The organism is Aliiroseovarius crassostreae (assembly GCF_025137635.1).
GTDB lineage: Bacteria > Pseudomonadota > Alphaproteobacteria > Rhodobacterales > Rhodobacteraceae > Aliiroseovarius > Aliiroseovarius crassostreae.
This window is the reverse complement of sequence record NZ_CP080772.1, coordinates 656,636-673,810: the sequence shown is the minus strand read 5'-3', so window position 1 is coordinate 673,810 and position 17,175 is coordinate 656,636. Positions and strand designations below refer to the sequence as shown.

Genomic DNA, 17,175 nt, shown 5'->3' with positions numbered 1-17,175 from the left:
TTACGCCCCCTCGAATGCTTCGGGAAACGAGGCGCGGGCGCGATCGACATCGATCACCAGCATCGCTTCGTAACTTGCGGGATCAAAGGGATCTTCCGCCGCGACCACCTCGCGTCCGAACAACCAGCTCAACCGGCCGGCATCCAGATTTCCGCGTTCAAACGGCTGGTCGCCAAAATTTTCCCACAACGCCTGCATGAAGCCCGCATCTGCGCGGCGATCCGCCGGTTTGCGATCCGCATAGCGTTCGCGTGCCTTGAGCGGCGTCGCCCCGTCCTTGCTGGCGCGGCGCAGGGTGAATTGATAATCGGTGCCGGGCAGACGACCCGGAAATCCACGATGTTTCAGCATATATGGCAATGCCATCAGAAGCCCTCCCAGAAACAGGCCCCATCCTCGGGGCGGTAGGCTTCGAAATACTGTGTTGCATCGGGATCCGCCATGCCGAACTCGACCTCACGGTCCGCAAGCACGATAATGATCTGATCCGGCAGGGCGGCGGCCCCGGCCATAAGGCGGGGCAAGACATAGTCCTGACACAGCGCGGCCATGTCCTCTTCCGCCTGGGCAAAGCTCACATGGGCCATGTCCCCGGCAATGGTCGGAGCAAGAAACCGGTAACGCACCGCCACCCCTTCGGCGCTTTCCACGCCCTGGATCACATCCAGAAACTCGACAGGCTGCCCCGAGGGGACCGAGACCGGGTCACCTTCGACCCAGGGTCCGCGCTTGGTTCCAGCCCCTGCAGGCGCGGGCGCAGACAGGGCAAGGCCCAGGGAGAGCAGAGCGGCAAAAGCCCCTACCCCAACCTGGCCCCGAAGGCCCTTATATATCTGCGCCAGCGTCATTTTCATACGTCCTCGACTGCCCTTACAGCGGGATATTGTCGTGTTTTTTCCAGGGGTTCTGGAGTTTCTTGCCACGCAGGGCGGCAAAGGCACGGGCCACACGTTTGCGGGTCGATCGCGGTTGGATCACCTCGTCGATAAAGCCACGTTCCGCGGCCACAAACGGGTTGGCGAAACGCTCTTCGTAATCCGCGGTGCGCTGCGCGATCTTATCGGCGTCGCCCAGTTCGGAACGATACAGGATCTCGGTCGCGCCCTTGGCGCCCATCACCGCGATCTCGGCCTTCGGCCAGGCGTAGTTGAAATCGCCGCGCAGGTGCTTGGACGCCATCACGTCATAGGCGCCGCCATAGGCCTTGCGGGTGATCACGGTCACTTTCGGAACGGTCGCCTCGCCATAGGCAAAGAGCAGTTTAGCACCGTGTTTGATCACACCGCCATATTCCTGCGAGGTCCCCGGCAGGAAGCCCGGCACGTCGACCAGCGTCAGGATCGGAATTTCGAACGCGTCGCAGAAGCGCACGAAACGGGCCGCCTTGCGCGAGCTGTCAATGTCGAGACAGCCAGCCAGCACCATCGGCTGGTTTGCCACAACACCCACGGTCTGGCCTTCGAGGCGCACGAAACCGGTGATGATGTTTTTGGCGTAATCTTCCTGGATCTCGTAGAAATCGCCCTCATCCGCGAGCTTGGTGATCAGCTCTTTCATGTCGTAGGGCGTGTTCGGGTTGTCCGGCACCAGCGTATCGAGGCTTTCGTCGATCCGGGCAGGATCGTCAAAGAACGGGCGCACCGGCGCCTTTTCGCGGTTGTTGAGCGGCAGGAAATCGACCAGACGACGCACTTCGGTCAGCGCCTCGACGTCGTTTTCAAACGCGCCATCTGCCACGCTCGATTTCTTGGTATGGGTCGATGCCCCGCCCAGTTCCTCAGCGGTCACAACCTCGTTGGTCACGGTTTTCACAACATCGGGACCGGTGACAAACATGTAAGAGGTGTCTTTCACCATGAAGATGAAATCGGTCATGGCGGGCGAATACACGGCCCCACCGGCGCACGGCCCCATGATCACCGAGATCTGCGGCACCACGCCCGAGGCCATGATGTTGCGTTGGAACACTTCCGCATAACCGGCAAGGCTGTCGACGCCTTCCTGAATACGCGCACCACCCGAATCGTTCAGCCCGATGATGGGCGCGCCGTTCTGCACGGCCATATCCTGGATCTTGCAGATCTTCTGTGCGTGGGTTTCCGACAGCGAGCCGCCAAACACGGTGAAGTCCTGCGAGAACACATAGACCTGACGACCGTTGATGGTGCCCCAGCCGGTGACAACACCGTCACCTGCGGGCTTATCCGCTTCCATGCCGAACTCGACACAGCGGTGGGTCTTGAACATGTCGAACTCTTCGAACGAGCCCTCATCGAGCAAAAGCTCGATCCGTTCGCGGGCGGTCAGTTTGCCCCGCGCATGTTGGCTGTCGATCCGGCGTTGACCGCCCCCAAGACGGGCTTTCTCACGGCGGTTTTCCAGTTCCTCGAGGATATCTTTCATCTGGCGCACTCCTTGATTTGCAGGCAGGCTAGACTGGAAAACCGTTTCACAAAAGGAAAAACACGCGAATTTGCAAAGTAATTGCAAGGATGAATTTGCAAATTGCATAACTGCAAATTCATCTCGCACTTTCCCCACCTGTGCCCTACCGCACAGCCGTCGCGCAGGAAAAGGGACTGGACGTTTCAACCGCCCGCTTTTAGCGATACGATATGACTTTGCCAGACAACCCAGTTCTTCCGCGATCAGAATTCCTGAACCCTGCCACCCCGCCCAGCCTGTTTACGCTGACTTTTGTTGCGGCCATGGCGGCGGTGTCGATGAACGTGTTCCTGCCTTCCCTGCCGGGGATGGCCGCCTATTTCCGGGCGGACTACCACCTCGTGCAGCTTTCCGTAGCACTCTACCTGTTCGTGAATGGCACGTTGCAGATCGTGGTTGGTCCGCTGTCGGATCGCTTTGGCCGCCGACCGGTCATTTTCTGGGGATTTGCGGCCTATATCCTCGCCACACTGGGCTGCGTGATGTCCCCGACAATCGAGACCTTTCTTTGCTTTCGCATGATGCAGGCCACGGTTGCGGTCGGGATGGTTGTCTCTCGCGCGGCCATCCGCGACATGGTGCCAGGCGATCGGGCGGCCTCCATGATCGGATATGTGACCATGGGCATGTCCCTGGTGCCGATGCTGGCCCCGACCCTGGGCGGTTTTCTTGATCAACTTTATGGCTGGAAGGCAAATTTCTGGCTGCAAAGCCTGACGGGTCTGCTGGCGCTTTTGTTGATCTGGCGCGACATGGGGGAAACCTCCAGCCGCCAGTTTGCAGGCTTTGGCGCACAGTTTCGCGCCTATCCCGCCCTGCTTGGCTCCCCCCGGTTCTGGGGCTATTGCCTGACCGCCACCTTCACCTCAGGCGCGTTCTTTGCCTATCTCGGCGGCGCGCCCTATGTGGGCAGCGAGATTTACGGAATGGACCCCGCACGCCTGGGTCTTTTCTTCGGCACCCCGGCTGCGGGCTATCTGATCGGCAATTTCCTGTCGGGACGGTATTCCGTGCGCATGGGCATGACACGCATGATCCTGGGGGGCTGTCTGGTCACCGCAACGGGTATGGCGACCCCGATCGGAGTGTTCGCCCTCGGGTTTGGCAATGAATACGTGTTCTTCGGCTTTATGATCCTAGTGGGCATTGGCAACGGGATGACCCTGCCCTCAACCAGCGCGGGCATGATGGGGGTGCGCACGGAACTGGCGGGCAGCGCGGCCGGGCTGGGCGGCACGTTGATGATGACGGGCGGCGCGGCAATCTCGGCCCTGTCCGGCCTCGTTCTTGGGGACGGCGACGACGCGATGCCCCTTTTGCTGTTGATGTTCCTGTCCTCGGCCCTTGCGGTCCTGTCGATGCTGGCGGTTTTGTCCCGTGAGAGGCATCTGGGACTGCGGTGACGCCGCGAGCTGACACGTCAAAACAGTTTTGACGGCACCTCTTTGCAAATGCTACGCATAGATCCAGATGGATTTGCAAACCCCCGCAGGCCATCCGGAATTGTGAGGACAGATCATGGCCACCCAGAAACTCTATGCCGGTGTGAAACTGCGCGAAATCCGGTCACGGCTTGGGCTGACGCAGAAAGTGTTTGCCGAAAAGCTTGGGGTCAGCCTGCCTTATCTCAACCAGATGGAAAACAACAACCGTCCGGTCTCAACCGGGGTGGTTCTGGCGCTTGCACAGGAATTCGGCTTCGACGTGGCAGAGCTGTCAACGGGGGACGCTGAGCGCCTGGTCAGCGATATGCGCGAAGCCTTTGCCGACCCGGTCTTTTCCGACATGCCCCCCCTTGCGGATCTTCGGCTGGCGGCCTCAAACGCACCGGCGCTGGCCCACGCCCTTCTGGAACTGCATCGCGCCTATCGCATGGGGCATGAACGCCTTGCGGCAATGGACGAGAATATCGGCGACGCAACCGTCAGCGAATCCCGCACCGCGCAGGCCTCGCCCTGGGATGAGGTGCGCGACTTCTTTCACTATTGCGACAATTACATCGACGCCGTGGACCGGGCCGCCGAACATTTCGCCACGAATGCGATAAATCGCGGCCTCAGCAATTCGACCCTTGCTGAGAGCACCCTGACCGAACGCAGTATTACCATCCGGCACGAAGACAGCCAGATCACCCGCCATTACGACCCAGAACACAAGGTGCTGACCCTGTCCACCCGTCCGCCACGCGCAACACAGGAATTCCAGCTGCTGATGCAGGTGGCCCTGATCACGCAGGACGCCCTTTTGGAGGCCACGCTGGACTTTGCCCGGTTCCAGACCGAGGAGGCGCGCGCCGTCGCCAAGCTGGGTCTGGCCAATTACTTTGCCGGGGCGGCCCTCCTGCCCTATCGGGATTTCCTGGCCGCCGCCCACGACACCCGCCATGACCTGGAACGTCTGGCAGACCGGTTCGGGGCCTCGATTGAGCAGGTTGCCCACCGGCTTTCGACCTTGCAGCGCCCCGGATCCAAAGGTGTGCCGTTCTTTTTCGTTCGTGTCGATCAGGCTGGCACGATCACCAAGCGCCACTCGGCCACGCGGTTGCAATTTGCCCGGTTCGGCGGCGCCTGCCCGCTGTGGAACGTGCATCAGGCCTTTGAAACGCCAGGACGTTTTCTGAGGCAGCTTGCCCAGACGCCCGATGGGGTGAAATATTTCTGCCTTGCGCGCAACGTGACCAAATCCGGCGGCACGTTTTCCGCGCCGGTGCGCCGCTATGCCATCGGCCTGGGCTGTGAAGTGAAACACGCGGGGGCGTTGGTCTATACCGATGACATGGACATATCGAATGACGCGGCGTTCGAACCAATTGGTGTCAGCTGCCGGATTTGCGAGCGCGCCCATTGCCATCAGCGTTCGGTGCCCCCACTGGAACGCAAACTGCGCATAGATCCCTATGCGCGCGGTGTGCTGCCCTATGAGATCGACCGTTGACGATCTGCCGAGTTGAACCACGGAGACCGTCTGCAGTGACGCCCCGCAAGCCCCTCCCCCCCCAAAAAAAAAGACCCCGCCAACAAAGTGACGGGGCAAGGGGAAATTTGTGATACGGATTACGCGCTCAACAGGCGGTAGATCTCGTCCTTCAGGGCGGCGCGTTTCTTGCGCATGCCTTCTTCGGTGAATTGGTCGGTCGGCTCCACGTTGGTTTCTGCACGGTGCACCGCGCGGTTCACCTCATGGTATTCATCGGTCAGCTTGGCAAAATGAGCGTCTGATTGTTTCAGACCCTGCAGTTTTTCGGCGTATTCCGGGAACTCTTCGTGCAGTTCGTGGGGGGTGTTGGACATTCGCGGCTCTCCTCTCGCTTTGTTCGTCCTGAGAGTGCAACTGTCGCCGAGTCGGGGCTTTGACGCGGATCAAAATGCGAGGATTTATGTCGGGTTTCGAATGTGACGGGGAAAGGGGCGCTGCCTGACGCGAGGCGCCCCCCCTGAGTATTTGCACCAAGAAGAAGGGGCGGCCTGTCAAAGCCGCCCCGATTGTCTTTACCGCTGGCTGGTTTCCCAGTTTGGATTGATCCATGGCCCTTCGTTGGCGCGCGGCAATTGGCGACCCAGAATATGGTCCGAGGCTTTCTCTCCGACCATGATCGACGGGGCATTGAGGTTGCCATTGGTGATCCGCGGGAAAACCGAGCTGTCCGCAAGGCGCAGCCCCTCCACACCGATCACCCGCATTTCCGGGTCAACCACGGCTGTTGGATCATCCGCGCGGCCCATACGGCAGGTGCCACAGGGGTGGTAGGCGCTTTCGGCATGTTCGCGGATGAAGTCATCCAGCTCATCATCCGACTGGTAATTCACACCCGGCTGGATTTCGTGTTTCACAAAAGGTTCAAACGCGGCTTGCGAGAAGATCTCACGCGTGAGCCGCAGGCAGGTGCGGAAATCTTCCCAGTCCTGGTCGGTGGACATGTAGTTGAAGAAAATCCGCGGCGCCTCTTTCGGATCTGCCGATTTCAGGGTGATTTCCCCGCGGGACGGCGACCGCATCGGGCCGACATGGGCCTGGAAACCATGCCCTTCGGCGGCGGCCTGACCGTCATAGCGCACGGCGATGGGCAGGAAGTGATACTGGATATCCGGGTATTCCACGCCCGCGCGCGAGCGAATGAACGCCGCACTTTCAAACTGGTTCGATGCCCCCAGCCCTTTTTTGGTGAACAGCCACTGCGCGCCCAGCACCCCTTTCCAGAACAGGTTCCAGTAGCGGTAAAGCGTGATCGGTTGTTTTGAGGCATATTGCATATAGACCTCAAGGTGGTCCTGCAGGTTCTGCCCGACCCCCGCGCGATCTGCGGCAACCTCGATCCCGTGCTCTCTCAGATGCGCCGCCGGACCAATTCCCGAGAGCATCAGGAGTTTGGGCGAGTTGATCGAACTTGCGGCAATGATCACCTCGGCCTGCGCCTTGATCACGTCGATCTTGCCGCCGCGTTCAACCTCAACCCCGGTGGCGCGGCCGTCTTCGATCACCACCTTGCGGGCGAAGGCGCGCACCACCTCACAATTGCCGGTCTTTTGCGCCGGGCGCAGATAGGCGTTGGCGGCGGACCAGCGGCGGCCCTGCCAGACGGTTTGCTCCATCGGGCCAAAGCCTTCTTGCTGCTGGCCGTTATAATCCCCGGTGACCGGGTATCCTGCCTGCTTCCCGGCCTCGACAAAGGCGTGAAACAACGGGTTGCGGCGCGGGCCGCGGGTGACATGCAAAGGTCCCTCCTTGCCGCGCCAATCCTCATCCCCGCCATGACCGCCAGAATGCCATGTTTCCTGGCGTTTGAAATAAGGCAGCACGTCGGCGTAGGACCAGCCATCCGCCCCCTGTTCGGCCCAGTGATCAAAATCCCGGGCGTGGCCACGCACGTAGACCATGCCGTTGATCGAGCTGGAGCCACCGATCACCTTGCCGCGCGGGGTGACAAGCGTGCGCCCGCCCAGATGCGGTTCGGGTTCGGTCTGAAACCCCCAGTCATAGGTCTTCATGTTCATCGGATAGGAAAGCGCCGCAGGCATCTGGATGAACGGGCCGGCATCCGTCCCCCCATGTTCGATCACGATGACCTTTTTGCCAGCCTCGGACAAGCGATAAGCCATGGCACAGCCTGCGCTCCCCGCCCCGATGATCACGTATTCTGCTTGCATATTCAGATCCTTAGAACGGCGCTTCAATCTGGCTCATCCGCACATAGACGGTTTTGAGCTCGGAATAGTGGTTGATTGCGGCCTTGGAGTTTTCACGCCCCACGCCGGACATTTTTGACCCGCCAAACGGCGCCTCGACCGGCGCATCATTGTAGGAGTTGATGAAGCAGGTGCCCGCCTCGAACCCGGCCACCACGCGATGCGCACGGGTGATGTCCTGGGTAAAGACACCTGCGGCAAGGCCGAACTCCGTGTCATTGGCGCGCGCCATGACCTCTTCTTCGGTTTCGAAATCGAGAACGGCCATGACCGGGCCAAAGATCTCTTCGCGGGCGATGGTCATATCGTCGGTCACATCCGCAAAAACCGTGGGCTGCAGGAAGAACCCGTCCCCCTCGATGCGGTCGCCGCCATAAGTCAGCCGCGCGCCCTCTTCCTTGCCCTTGGCGATATAGTTCATCACGATGTTCAGCTGCCCTTCGGACACCATCGGCCCGAACGACGTTTCCGGGTCGAGCGGGTCGCCGATCACCGCGTTTTCCAGACGTTCCGAAAGGCGGTTGAGGAAGGCTTCTTTGATGCCCTTCTGCACAAAGACACGGGTGCCGTTCGAGCAGACCTGACCGGTCGAGTAGAAGTTGCCCAGAATGGCGCCTGACACGGCGTCATCCACATTGGCGTCGTCAAAGACGATCATTGGCGACTTGCCGCCCAGTTCCATGGTGACATGTTTCATGCCCTCGGCGGCGGCGGAATAGACCTTGCGCCCGGTTGGCACCGATCCGGTCAGAGACACCTTGTCGACCTCGGCATGGGTCACCAGTGCCGCCCCGACATCGCCATAGCCCTGCACCACGTTATAGACACCGGCGGGCGCGCCGGCCTCGACCAGGATCTCGGCCACTTTCAGCGCACAAAGCGGGGTGGTTTCTGATGGTTTGAACACCATTGTATTGCCACAGGCCAGCGCGGGGGCGCCTTTCCAGCAAGCGATCTGGGTTGGATAGTTCCACGCGCCGATGCCGACACAGACGCCCAGCGCCTCACGGCGGGTATAGACAAAATCCCCGCCCGGAAGCTGGATATGTTCGCCAGTCAGGGATCCGGCCAGACCGCCGAAATATTCCAGCGCATCGGCCCCGGACGTGGCATCGACAACGGATGTTTCCTGATAGGGTTTGCCGGTGTCATAGGTTTCGAGGATCGACAATTCGTGGTTGCGATCCCGGATAATGTCAGCGGCCCGACGCAGGATGCGGCCCCGCTCGGTGCCGGACATCGCTTCCCATTCCTTTTGCGCAGCACGGGCGGCGGCGATTGCGCGCTCCACGATTTCATGGGTGGCGGAATGCACCCGCGCCACCACTTCGCCGGTGGCCGGATAGATCACGTCGATCGGCGCACCATTGGTGTCCTCGACATATTCGCCGCCAATGAAATGGCTGGCTTTCGGTTGGGTTACGATTTTCATTTTGTGCCTCCGGCGGGGTATTTGGGATCAGAAGAAAGGGCGTGCGCGGATCATTCGCCGCGCGGGAAACGTTTGCTTTCTTCCAAAGTGTCGAGGTTCATGTGGTTGCGCATGTAGCGTTCGGATGCTTTTTGCAGCGGCTGATAATCCCAGGGGAAATAGGCCCCATTGCGAAGCGCCTCATAGACCACCCAGCGGCGGGCCTGACTTTCACGCACTTCATTATCATAGGCGGCCAGATCCCAACGCGTATCGGCCTTGGCCCGGAACCCGGCCAGCACCTCGGCATGGGCGGGATCTTCGGCCAGATTGGTCAGCTCATGCGGGTCATCGGACAGGTTGAAAAGCTGATCCGGGTCCAGCGCGCAGCGGTTATATTTCCAGTCCCCTTCGCGGATCGACACAAGCGGCGCGTAGGAGGCTTCTGCGGCGTATTCCATCGCCACCGGGCTGGTGCGGGCCTGGCCTCCTGCCAGCGGCAACAGGCTTTCGCCATCCACCCAGGGCATCACCTCCTCCAACGACACCCCGGCCAGATCGGCCAGCGTGGGGGTGACATCAAGCGTGGACACGGGGGTTTCGATCAATCCCGGCTCCAACCCGGGCGCCGAAATCATCAGCGGCACGCGGGCTGACCCTTCATAGAAGTTCATCTTGAACCACAGCCCCCGCTCCCCCAGCATGTCGCCGTGATCGGAGACAAAGACGATGATTGCCTCCTGACGGGTTGCTTCAAGAATGTCCATCATCTCGCCCAGCTTGTCGTCCAGATACGAGATATTGGCGAAATAGGCGCGGCGCGAGCGGCGGATATTTTCTTCGGTGATATCGAAATTGCGCCAGTCATTGGCATCGAAAATCCGCTTTGCGTGCGGGTCGTGATCTTCGTAATCCCAGGCGGGCACCTCGGGCAGAAGATGGTCGCAATCCTCGTAAAGATCCCAGTATTTGCGGCGGGCCACATAGGGGTCATGCGGATGGGTGAAGCTGACGGTCAGGCACCAGGGGCGATCATCATTGCCGCGCGCAAGATCATAAAGCTTGGCGCAGGCATTGTAGGCAACCTCGTCATCATACTCCATCTGGTTGGAAATCTCGGCCACGCCAGCCCCGGTGACAGAGCCCATATTGTGATACCACCAGTCGATCCGCTCGCCGGGTTTGCGGTAATCCGGGGTCCAGCCAAAATCGGCAGGATAGATGTCGGTGGTCAGGCGCTCTTCGAAGCCATGCATCTGATCGGGACCGACAAAATGCATCTTGCCGGACAGCGCGGTGTAATAGCCCGCGCGACGCAGGTGATGGGCATAGGTCGGAATGTCCGAACGAAACTCGGCAGCATTGTCATAAACCCCGGTGCGACGGGGCAACTGACCGGACATAAAGCTCGCCCGACCCGGTGCACAAAGCGGCGAGGCGGTATAGCTTTTTTGAAAGCGCACCGACTTTGCTGCCAGCTTTTTCAGGTTCGGCGCATGCAGCCAGTCAGCAGGGCCATCGGGGAAAAGCGTGCCATTACACTGATCCACCATGACAATAAGGATATTGGGTTTGGTCATCTGAGCATCTCCCTGTTCGGCGGTCTTTTCAGCAGATCACTGCCCGCGCGCCTTCAACATCACATCAATGAATTCCAGAACCTGGGCGGTGGCGCGTTTGCCACTGGGGGTTTCTTCGCGCAGGGCATGGCGAATGAACTGCCCGTCGATCTGGGCGGCAATCATGTCGGCAAGGTCATGAACCTCCTGTGCGTCCCCCTTCACCAGCGGGCGCAACCCATAGACAAGATTGGAATGCAGCCGGTGCTGGTAAACGGCCAGAAGGCGGCGCGCCCCATCAGAGGATTGGCTGAGCACATAGAAGTTAAGCCAGGCCGCGATCACTTCGGGGCGGAAGTTGCCCGCTTCGAAATTGGCGCGGACAATCGCCTCGACCCGCGTGCGCGGGGTATCCGCCCCCAACAGGGCCGCCCGCACCTGCGCACCGTAAACGGACAGGATGTGCCGCATGGCCGCGAGGAAAATCTGGTCTTTTCCACCGAAATAGTGATGCGCGAGTGCTGAGGACATGCCAGCCCGCTTGGCGATCTGACTGACCGTCACATCCAGCGACCCCTTCCGCCCGATCTCACTAATCGTAGCGTTTACAAGGGCTTTGCGGCGAATTGGCTCCATTCCCACCTTGGGCATCTGACCATCCTGTTTCGATTTCTTTTGACAGGCTTGCGTTTTTTTAATTGACTCGTCAATCAATAAAAACAAAAAACATGTTCAATGAATGTCGGTTTGACACCAGCAGGGGCTGGGATAGTGTCGCAAACATATGAGAAGGCGGCGTTTTCCCTCTTTCTTTGCTGTAAGTTCAAACCGCACCAACCAACGGGAGCAAACCATGAAATTGAAATCCACCCTATCCGCCCTGGCCCTGATGGCCACCGCGACCACCGCCATGGCGGATGGTCATTGTGGCAAGGTCACCTTCTCTGACGTGGGCTGGACCGACATCACCGCCACCACCGCAGCCACCACGGTTGTGCTGGAGGCACTGGGCTATGAAACCGACATCAAGGTTCTGTCCGTGCCGGTGACCTACACCTCGCTTGCCAAAGGGGACATCGACGTCTTCCTCGGCAACTGGATGCCGACCATGGAAGCCGACATCGCCCCCTACCGCGAAGCGGGCACCGTCGACACCGTGCGCACCAATCTGGAAGGTGCGAAATACACGCTGGCCGTCAACAAGGTTGCTGCTGATCTGGGCATCAAGGATTTTGCCGATATCGCCAAGCATGCGGATGCCCTGGAAGGCAAGATTTACGGCATCGAACCGGGCAATGACGGCAACCGCCTGATCCAGTCGATGATTGATGGCGATGCCTTTGGCCTGAAGGGTTTTGAAGTGGCCGAAAGCTCGGAACAGGGCATGCTGGCGCAGGTGGCCCGCGCGGACAAGAAAGACGAGCCGATTGTCTTCCTTGGCTGGGAACCCCACCCGATGAACGCCAATTTCGAGATGTCCTACCTGACCGGTGGCGATGACTTCTTTGGTCCCAATCTGGGCGGCGCCGTGGTCGATACCAACACCCGTGCAGGGTACGTGACCGAATGCGCCAACACCGGTAAGCTTCTGCAAAACCTGTCCTTCTCGCTGGCGATGGAAAATGAGATCATGGGCGCCATCCTGAATGACGGCCAGGATCCGGCAGAGGCCGCGAAAGCCTGGCTGGCCGCCAACCCGGATGCCTTCATGGCATGGCTCGACGGTGTGACCACCAAAGATGGCGGCGATGCAGTGGCCGCTGTGAAAGCCTCGCTGGGCATGTAATTTCACCCAGCTTTCAGAGGGGGGGGCGGACATCGGTTCGCCCGCCTTTTACCTTCTCCCAAGCCTACGAGTTCCAAATGAAGCGGACAATTCTATCAGTCCTATCAGTATTTGCCCTCATCGCGTTTTCAGGGGGCGCTGCAGCGGACTGCCCGTCAAAGCGCGATTTGAAATCAGGCATCCGGCTTGAGCGCTCGTCACCACTTCTCATCTCGACCTTTACGCAAGCGAGGAACAGCCCCGCATTTACCGAAAAACGAACCCAATCGATAAATGGCAGAACCGAAAACAAAACCACCACCTATTTGAACGCCCTTATGCCTACAGTGTTGAAAAATGACCGTGGAACTTTTGAGTTTGCCTATGGTCAGGATCTGTCTACCAAGATCAAAGCGCTTCGCAGGGGGCCGCTTACCACGTCTCTTGCGCTTTTGGTGAACGGTAAGCAGACAAACACTGGACGGTTTACCCTGACCTTCATCCAAGAAAGCAGCGTGAAGATTGGTCAATGCCGTTATAAAACCTGGGTGGTCAAAGCAGAACATTTCCTGAATGGCCGTGGCACCAACCCGTTCGTTCAACATTATTCCCCCGAGCTGGGCATTTCGCTTGGCGCAATCAAACTTGATGCCGACGGCACGCCACTTCAGTCAGTGGAGTTCGACCGCATCAGCACAGTGAAATAGCAACAGGGACCAATATGAACTGGCTCACCGACACAAAGCTTCCCATCGGGAAAACAATTGCCGACGCCTTTGACTGGCTGACCGATGCCTTCGGCCCGCTGTTCGATACGATTGATGACGTGCTGAGCGAAGGGATCGACGGTTTCCTTTGGCTGCTGCAGGCCCCGCCTGCCCTGCTGATCATCGCCCTGTTCGGAGCCCTGACCTGGTATCTGCAACGCAGCTGGGGCCGTGTCACCGTGGTGGTGCTCTGCTTCTTCTACGTGCTCAATCAGGGCTATTGGGAAGAGACCACGGAAAGCCTGACACTGATCGTCTTTGCGGTGATCTTCTGCATGGGGGTTGGGGTGCCGATTGGCATCTATGCCGCGCACCGGCCTCGCTTTTTCAAGGCGATCCTGCCGATCCTCGACATGATGCAGACGATCCCCACCTTCGTTTACCTGATCCCGATGATCGTGCTGTTTGGCATCGGCATGGTGCCGGGCCTTGTCGCAACCTTCATCTTCGTGATCCCCGCCCCCATTCGCCTGACCCAACTGGGGGTCAGCCAGGTGCCCACGGCCCTGACCGAGGCGGGCGCGGCCTTTGGCGCCACCCGGATGCAGACCCTGTGGAAGATCGAGCTGCCCTCGGCCTTTCCGCAGATCATGACCGGTCTCAACCAGACCATCATGCTGTCGCTGTCGATGGTGGTGATTGCAGCCCTTGTGGGCGCGGATGGCCTTGGTGTTCCGGTGGTGCGGGCGCTCAATACCGTGAATGCCTCTCTGGGGTTCGAAAGCGGGCTGGTGATCGTTGCGGTTGCCATTGCCCTTGACCGTATGCTGCGTGTGGAGAGCTGATCATGACCGCTGTTGAATTTGATAATGTCTCGATCGTCTTTGGCGACAAACCCCGATCCGCCCTGCCCGCAATGGATGCCGGCAAGGATCGGGGGCAGGTGAAGGCGGAAACCAGCCAGGTGCTGGGGGTGCATAACTGCTCTCTCTCTGTCGCCGAAGGGGAAATCCTGGTGTTGATGGGCCTTTCAGGGTCCGGCAAGTCGACCCTGCTGCGCGGCGTGAATGCCCTCAATCCGGTGGTGCGTGGCTGTGTGCGGGTGAATGACGGCAACGGGTTGGTTGATGTGACCAATGCAGACGCCGCCACCCTGCGCCGGATCCGCCAGAACAACGTCGCCATGGTATTCCAGCAGTTTGGCCTGCTGCCCTGGCGCACGGTGCGCGAAAATGTCGGCCTTGGGCTGGAACTGGCCGGCGTCCCCTTGGCCACTCGCAACACCAAGGTGGATGAGCAGCTTGCCCTTGTGAACCTGACCGAATGGGCCGAACGCAAAGTGGGTGAACTGTCAGGTGGTATGCAGCAACGCGTGGGCCTTGCCCGTGCCTTTGCCACCGACGCCCCGATCCTTTTGATGGACGAACCCTTCTCGGCCCTTGACCCGCTGATCCGGGCGCGGCTTCAAGACGAGCTGATCGAGCTGCAACACAAGCTCAAGCGCACCATCATCTTCGTGTCCCACGATCTGGACGAGGCGTTCAAACTGGGCGACCGGATCGCCATCATGGAGGGGGGGCGCATCGTGCAATGCGGCACCCCGCGCGAGATTTTTACCAATCCGGTGGATGAATATGTGGCGGATTTCGTCGCCCATATGAACCCGCTGGGCGTTCTGACCGCCCGCGATGTGATGGAGCCGCCGGGCCCCGAAATCCTGCCGATGCAGGTGGGCAAATTCACCCCCGTGCGTGAGATCCTTGAAATGATGACCGACACGGAAAACCGCGTCTCGGTCGTGCATGAAGGCGCGTTGATCGGTGAGGTGGTGCGCGCCCAGGCAATCGAGGGGCTTTTGGATCCGCGCAGCATCAGCTCCGGCCCCTGAGACACGCCCCAAACAAGATACCAGCCGGGACAAGAGACCCCCTCTTCTCCCGGCTGGTCGGGCCTCCGAATTATGGGATTTCTGCCCACCCTACTTGCTGTTATGGTGCAGATATCTTTCGGAGGCCCCTTATGTTACGACCCTTTTGCATCAGTCTCACCCTGTTGGCTCTGACCGCCTGCGCCACGCCGCAACAACGCTGTATTTCAGATGCGTCCGCGACCATGCGCAAGGCAGAACGCAATGCGAAACGCATCGAAGGCAATATCGCCCGAGGCTATGCCATCCACCGCCAGACCATCCGCGTTCCCACGGTGGAAATCTGCACCAACCCGGACGGGTCGACCTATACCTGCATGGATCACGATCACCAGGTGATCGAAACACCTGTCGCCATCGATATTGCAGAAGAGCGGCGCAAGCTGGCCGAACTGCGAAAGATTATCGCCCAAGAGCGACCCAAAGTGGCGAGCGCCACACAAAGCTGCATCGCCCAGTTCCCTGAATAAAGGTCGACGCTGTGTCGCTTCCCCCTGCTGCCCCCAAAACCGCCTTGGTGCTGGGGGCCAAGCTTACCCCAGACGGGCGCGCCACCGGCGCTCTGCGCAGGCGTGCAGGCCATGCGGCCCAGCTGTGGCATCGCGGAGAGATCGACCTGATTGTGGTTTCTGGTGGTGTGCCGCAATCCGGGATCACCGAAGCCTCCGTAATGGCTGAACTGCTGCGCGAGACCGGCGTTGCAGGGGAGAGAATCATTCTGGAAGATCAGGCCCGCAACACCTGGGAGAATATCGCCCTCTCCCGCTCTCTCATCCCGGTGGGGGCAGAGATCACCTTGATCACAGACAGCTATCATGCGCCACGGGCCAGACTGATGGCACGACGTCAGGGGGTGAGGGTCCGGGTGGATTGCCCGTCGGATCGCCACACGCCCATCCCCCTCAGACTGCAAAGCCGCCTGCGCGAGGCGGCGGCAATGCTGTATTATCTTTTCCTCGGCCCACGCCTCTGAGCGGCAAAGCCAGATCATATTTACTTGCTGACACTCACCTGCACCGAGGTGCCCAGACTGCCGCGCCCATAGATGCGCACATATACCGTGGCCCCTCCCTGCACCAGATTTCTGGCGGCCTTCGGGTCAATGGATCCGTTCTTCACCATCTGTTCCATGATTGCGCGATTGTCGATTGATCCAAAGAAGGGATCCCACTCATCGCCCGACTGACTGACGCCAAACCGGTGGTAGTTGGCACGATCCTGACGCAGCACCTGCCAGGGTTCACTCAGGCGGGCGCCTTTGTCATTGGTCAGGTCCGCCTTGCCGATATAGGCCCGATAGGCACCAATCAGTTCATCTGCCATTGCCGGCATCACCGCCCCCGTCAATGCAAGAGCGGCCACGATCGGCAGGGCAACGGATTTCACAATAGCCATGATAGGTCTCCCTGTTTGGGTCAGTTTGCGGCCTGCGTCAGCTGTGGTCAATTATCCCCTGCCACCATATGCGTTTGTGGGCTTGGTGGCCACAGTCGCACTTGGCGAAGAGAGGCCAGCGGGGGATCCCCCAAGCCCACCGGCCTGAAGATGGTCAATCACCCGCCGGCATCAATCAACCGCCAGTAACAGTCAGCCCCAGCATACGCCACGCATGCATTCCACCGCGATAATAATGGATGCGTTCGGCCGGATACCCTGCCTCGATCATGCGGCGGATGGCCGTGGGCGACTGACCACACCAGTTCCCGTTGCAAAACAGCGCCACCGGTTTGGCACCTTCACAGTCGAACCCGTCGAAATCCACTTCGCAGCCCAGCTCATCCAACCGGTCGGCGGCCTCGTTATACGGAATGGAAATCGCGCCCGGAATGGTGCCGGTGGCATGGTGGTCAGCGACACGGCTGTCGACCACAATCACCTCCGGATCTTGCAAGAACTCCAGCATTTCCAACTCCCCCACCGGCGTCACCCCCGGTGCCGGATACATCGGCTGCACGCAGAAATTCGGACACGCGCGCGAGGTGCGCGCCCATTCACCGGACAGTTCATTGGCGGTGTCCTGCACCCGCTCGATCACCACATCTCCGCTTGTGGTGGGCACGGTGACCGAGGCGATATCGGGCCTGATATTCACCTCCCCTGCAAGAACCGGCCCGGCAATAACCGAACTGGCCAGGGCCGAAACGGCAGCGGCAAAAAAGATCTTTCTCATAATTCATC

At 59.8% G+C, this 17,175-nt stretch carries 18 protein-coding genes; 8 read left to right on the top strand and 10 right to left on the bottom strand.

Features of this window, described 5'->3' with window-relative positions:
- The 3 genes from K3J57_RS03285 to K3J57_RS03275 are packed head-to-tail and all read right to left on the bottom strand — an operon-like array spanning position 1 to position 2,403.
- Positions 1-351: a hypothetical protein gene (locus tag K3J57_RS03285; RefSeq protein ID WP_173485619.1), complete on the bottom strand. Its 351-nt coding sequence runs from the start codon at positions 349-351 to the stop codon at positions 1-3.
- Between the two features lie 14 nt (positions 352-365).
- On the bottom strand, positions 366-854 hold the full coding sequence (locus tag K3J57_RS03280) for a DUF6497 family protein (protein ID WP_259797069.1): 489 nt from the start codon (positions 852-854) through the stop codon (positions 366-368).
- 16 nt (positions 855-870) lie between these two features.
- The gene (locus tag K3J57_RS03275) at positions 871-2,403 is read right to left on the bottom strand and encodes an acyl-CoA carboxylase subunit beta (protein WP_259786318.1); all 1,533 of its coding nucleotides are present in this window, start codon (positions 2,401-2,403) and stop codon (positions 871-873) included.
- A 212-nt stretch (positions 2,404-2,615) separates the two neighbouring features.
- Between K3J57_RS03275 and K3J57_RS03270 the strand changes: the two genes are divergently transcribed.
- Positions 2,616-3,848, top strand: coding sequence for a multidrug effflux MFS transporter (locus K3J57_RS03270; protein ID WP_259797068.1), 1,233 nt, complete (start codon positions 2,616-2,618; stop codon positions 3,846-3,848).
- A 115-nt stretch (positions 3,849-3,963) separates the two neighbouring features.
- The gene (locus K3J57_RS03265; protein WP_259797067.1) at positions 3,964-5,379 is read left to right on the top strand and encodes a helix-turn-helix domain-containing protein; all 1,416 of its coding nucleotides are present in this window, start codon (positions 3,964-3,966) and stop codon (positions 5,377-5,379) included.
- A gap of 119 nt (positions 5,380-5,498) precedes the next feature.
- Here K3J57_RS03265 and K3J57_RS03260 read toward each other — a convergent pair whose 3' ends face one another.
- The 5 genes from K3J57_RS03260 to betI form a co-directional block, all read right to left on the bottom strand.
- Complete coding sequence (locus K3J57_RS03260) at positions 5,499-5,735, bottom strand: HP1242/YdcH family protein (protein ID WP_173485395.1); 237 nt, start codon at positions 5,733-5,735, stop codon at positions 5,499-5,501.
- A gap of 198 nt (positions 5,736-5,933) precedes the next feature.
- Positions 5,934-7,589, bottom strand: coding sequence for a choline dehydrogenase (betA, locus tag K3J57_RS03255; protein ID WP_259797066.1), 1,656 nt, complete (start codon positions 7,587-7,589; stop codon positions 5,934-5,936).
- A gap of 10 nt (positions 7,590-7,599) precedes the next feature.
- Positions 7,600-9,060, bottom strand: coding sequence for a betaine-aldehyde dehydrogenase (gene betB / locus K3J57_RS03250; protein ID WP_259797064.1), 1,461 nt, complete (start codon positions 9,058-9,060; stop codon positions 7,600-7,602).
- 50 nt (positions 9,061-9,110) lie between these two features.
- On the bottom strand, positions 9,111-10,619 hold the full coding sequence (gene betC, locus K3J57_RS03245) for a choline-sulfatase (protein WP_259794010.1): 1,509 nt from the start codon (positions 10,617-10,619) through the stop codon (positions 9,111-9,113).
- 36 nt (positions 10,620-10,655) lie between these two features.
- Positions 10,656-11,249, bottom strand: coding sequence for a choline-binding transcriptional repressor BetI (gene betI, locus K3J57_RS03240; protein ID WP_259786314.1), 594 nt, complete (start codon positions 11,247-11,249; stop codon positions 10,656-10,658).
- Positions 11,250-11,451: 202 nt separating this feature from the next.
- Between betI and choX the strand changes: the two genes are divergently transcribed.
- The 6 genes from choX to K3J57_RS03210 all read left to right on the top strand — a co-directional run bounded on the left by choX (position 11,452) and on the right by K3J57_RS03210 (position 15,970).
- Complete coding sequence (gene choX, locus K3J57_RS03235) at positions 11,452-12,384, top strand: choline ABC transporter substrate-binding protein (RefSeq protein WP_259794009.1); 933 nt, start codon at positions 11,452-11,454, stop codon at positions 12,382-12,384.
- Positions 12,385-12,461: 77 nt separating this feature from the next.
- Positions 12,462-13,070, top strand: coding sequence for a hypothetical protein (locus K3J57_RS03230; RefSeq protein WP_259794007.1), 609 nt, complete (start codon positions 12,462-12,464; stop codon positions 13,068-13,070).
- A gap of 14 nt (positions 13,071-13,084) precedes the next feature.
- The gene (choW, locus tag K3J57_RS03225) at positions 13,085-13,915 is read left to right on the top strand and encodes a choline ABC transporter permease subunit (RefSeq protein WP_259794006.1); all 831 of its coding nucleotides are present in this window, start codon (positions 13,085-13,087) and stop codon (positions 13,913-13,915) included.
- 2 nt (positions 13,916-13,917) lie between these two features.
- Positions 13,918-14,958, top strand: coding sequence for a choline ABC transporter ATP-binding protein (gene choV, locus K3J57_RS03220; RefSeq protein ID WP_259797063.1), 1,041 nt, complete (start codon positions 13,918-13,920; stop codon positions 14,956-14,958).
- A gap of 131 nt (positions 14,959-15,089) precedes the next feature.
- A complete protein-coding gene (locus K3J57_RS03215) occupies positions 15,090-15,467 on the top strand; it encodes a hypothetical protein (RefSeq protein WP_173485386.1) in 378 nt (125 codons plus the stop codon).
- An 11-nt stretch (positions 15,468-15,478) separates the two neighbouring features.
- Entirely contained in the window at positions 15,479-15,970 is a 492-nt protein-coding gene (locus K3J57_RS03210; RefSeq protein WP_259797061.1) for a YdcF family protein, read from the top strand.
- Positions 15,971-15,990: 20 nt separating this feature from the next.
- Here K3J57_RS03210 and K3J57_RS03205 read toward each other — a convergent pair whose 3' ends face one another.
- Together K3J57_RS03205 and K3J57_RS03200 are read right to left on the bottom strand one after the other, a co-directional pair.
- The gene (locus K3J57_RS03205) at positions 15,991-16,392 is read right to left on the bottom strand and encodes a hypothetical protein (protein WP_259797059.1); all 402 of its coding nucleotides are present in this window, start codon (positions 16,390-16,392) and stop codon (positions 15,991-15,993) included.
- Positions 16,393-16,567: 175 nt separating this feature from the next.
- The gene (locus K3J57_RS03200; RefSeq protein WP_259797057.1) at positions 16,568-17,167 is read right to left on the bottom strand and encodes a rhodanese-like domain-containing protein; all 600 of its coding nucleotides are present in this window, start codon (positions 17,165-17,167) and stop codon (positions 16,568-16,570) included.
- Positions 17,168-17,175 lie beyond the last annotated feature (8 nt).

What these genes read in the sequence shown, in the direction of transcription:
- K3J57_RS03285 (WP_173485619.1), bottom strand. Translation starts at nt 351, where the DNA reads ATGCTGAAACATCGTGGATTTCCGGGTCGTCTGCCCGGCACCGATTAT.
- K3J57_RS03280 (WP_259797069.1), bottom strand. Translation starts at nt 854, where the DNA reads ATGAAAATGACGCTGGCGCAGATATATAAGGGCCTTCGGGGCCAGGTT.
- K3J57_RS03230 (WP_259794007.1), top strand. Translation starts at nt 12,462, where the DNA reads ATGAAGCGGACAATTCTATCAGTCCTATCAGTATTTGCCCTCATCGCG.
- betA (WP_259797066.1), bottom strand. Translation starts at nt 7,589, where the DNA reads ATGCAAGCAGAATACGTGATCATCGGGGCGGGGAGCGCAGGCTGTGCC.
- choX (WP_259794009.1), top strand. Translation starts at nt 11,452, where the DNA reads ATGAAATTGAAATCCACCCTATCCGCCCTGGCCCTGATGGCCACCGCG.
- K3J57_RS03215 (WP_173485386.1), top strand. Translation starts at nt 15,090, where the DNA reads ATGTTACGACCCTTTTGCATCAGTCTCACCCTGTTGGCTCTGACCGCC.
- K3J57_RS03265 (WP_259797067.1), top strand. Translation starts at nt 3,964, where the DNA reads ATGGCCACCCAGAAACTCTATGCCGGTGTGAAACTGCGCGAAATCCGG.
- betI (WP_259786314.1), bottom strand. Translation starts at nt 11,249, where the DNA reads ATGCCCAAGGTGGGAATGGAGCCAATTCGCCGCAAAGCCCTTGTAAAC.
- K3J57_RS03270 (WP_259797068.1), top strand. Translation starts at nt 2,616, where the DNA reads ATGACTTTGCCAGACAACCCAGTTCTTCCGCGATCAGAATTCCTGAAC.
- K3J57_RS03260 (WP_173485395.1), bottom strand. Translation starts at nt 5,735, where the DNA reads ATGTCCAACACCCCCCACGAACTGCACGAAGAGTTCCCGGAATACGCC.
- K3J57_RS03205 (WP_259797059.1), bottom strand. Translation starts at nt 16,392, where the DNA reads ATGGCTATTGTGAAATCCGTTGCCCTGCCGATCGTGGCCGCTCTTGCA.
- K3J57_RS03275 (WP_259786318.1), bottom strand. Translation starts at nt 2,403, where the DNA reads ATGAAAGATATCCTCGAGGAACTGGAAAACCGCCGTGAGAAAGCCCGT.
- betB (WP_259797064.1), bottom strand. Translation starts at nt 9,060, where the DNA reads ATGAAAATCGTAACCCAACCGAAAGCCAGCCATTTCATTGGCGGCGAA.
- betC (WP_259794010.1), bottom strand. Translation starts at nt 10,619, where the DNA reads ATGACCAAACCCAATATCCTTATTGTCATGGTGGATCAGTGTAATGGC.
- choV (WP_259797063.1), top strand. Translation starts at nt 13,918, where the DNA reads ATGACCGCTGTTGAATTTGATAATGTCTCGATCGTCTTTGGCGACAAA.
- K3J57_RS03200 (WP_259797057.1), bottom strand. Translation starts at nt 17,167, where the DNA reads ATGAGAAAGATCTTTTTTGCCGCTGCCGTTTCGGCCCTGGCCAGTTCG.
- choW (WP_259794006.1), top strand. Translation starts at nt 13,085, where the DNA reads ATGAACTGGCTCACCGACACAAAGCTTCCCATCGGGAAAACAATTGCC.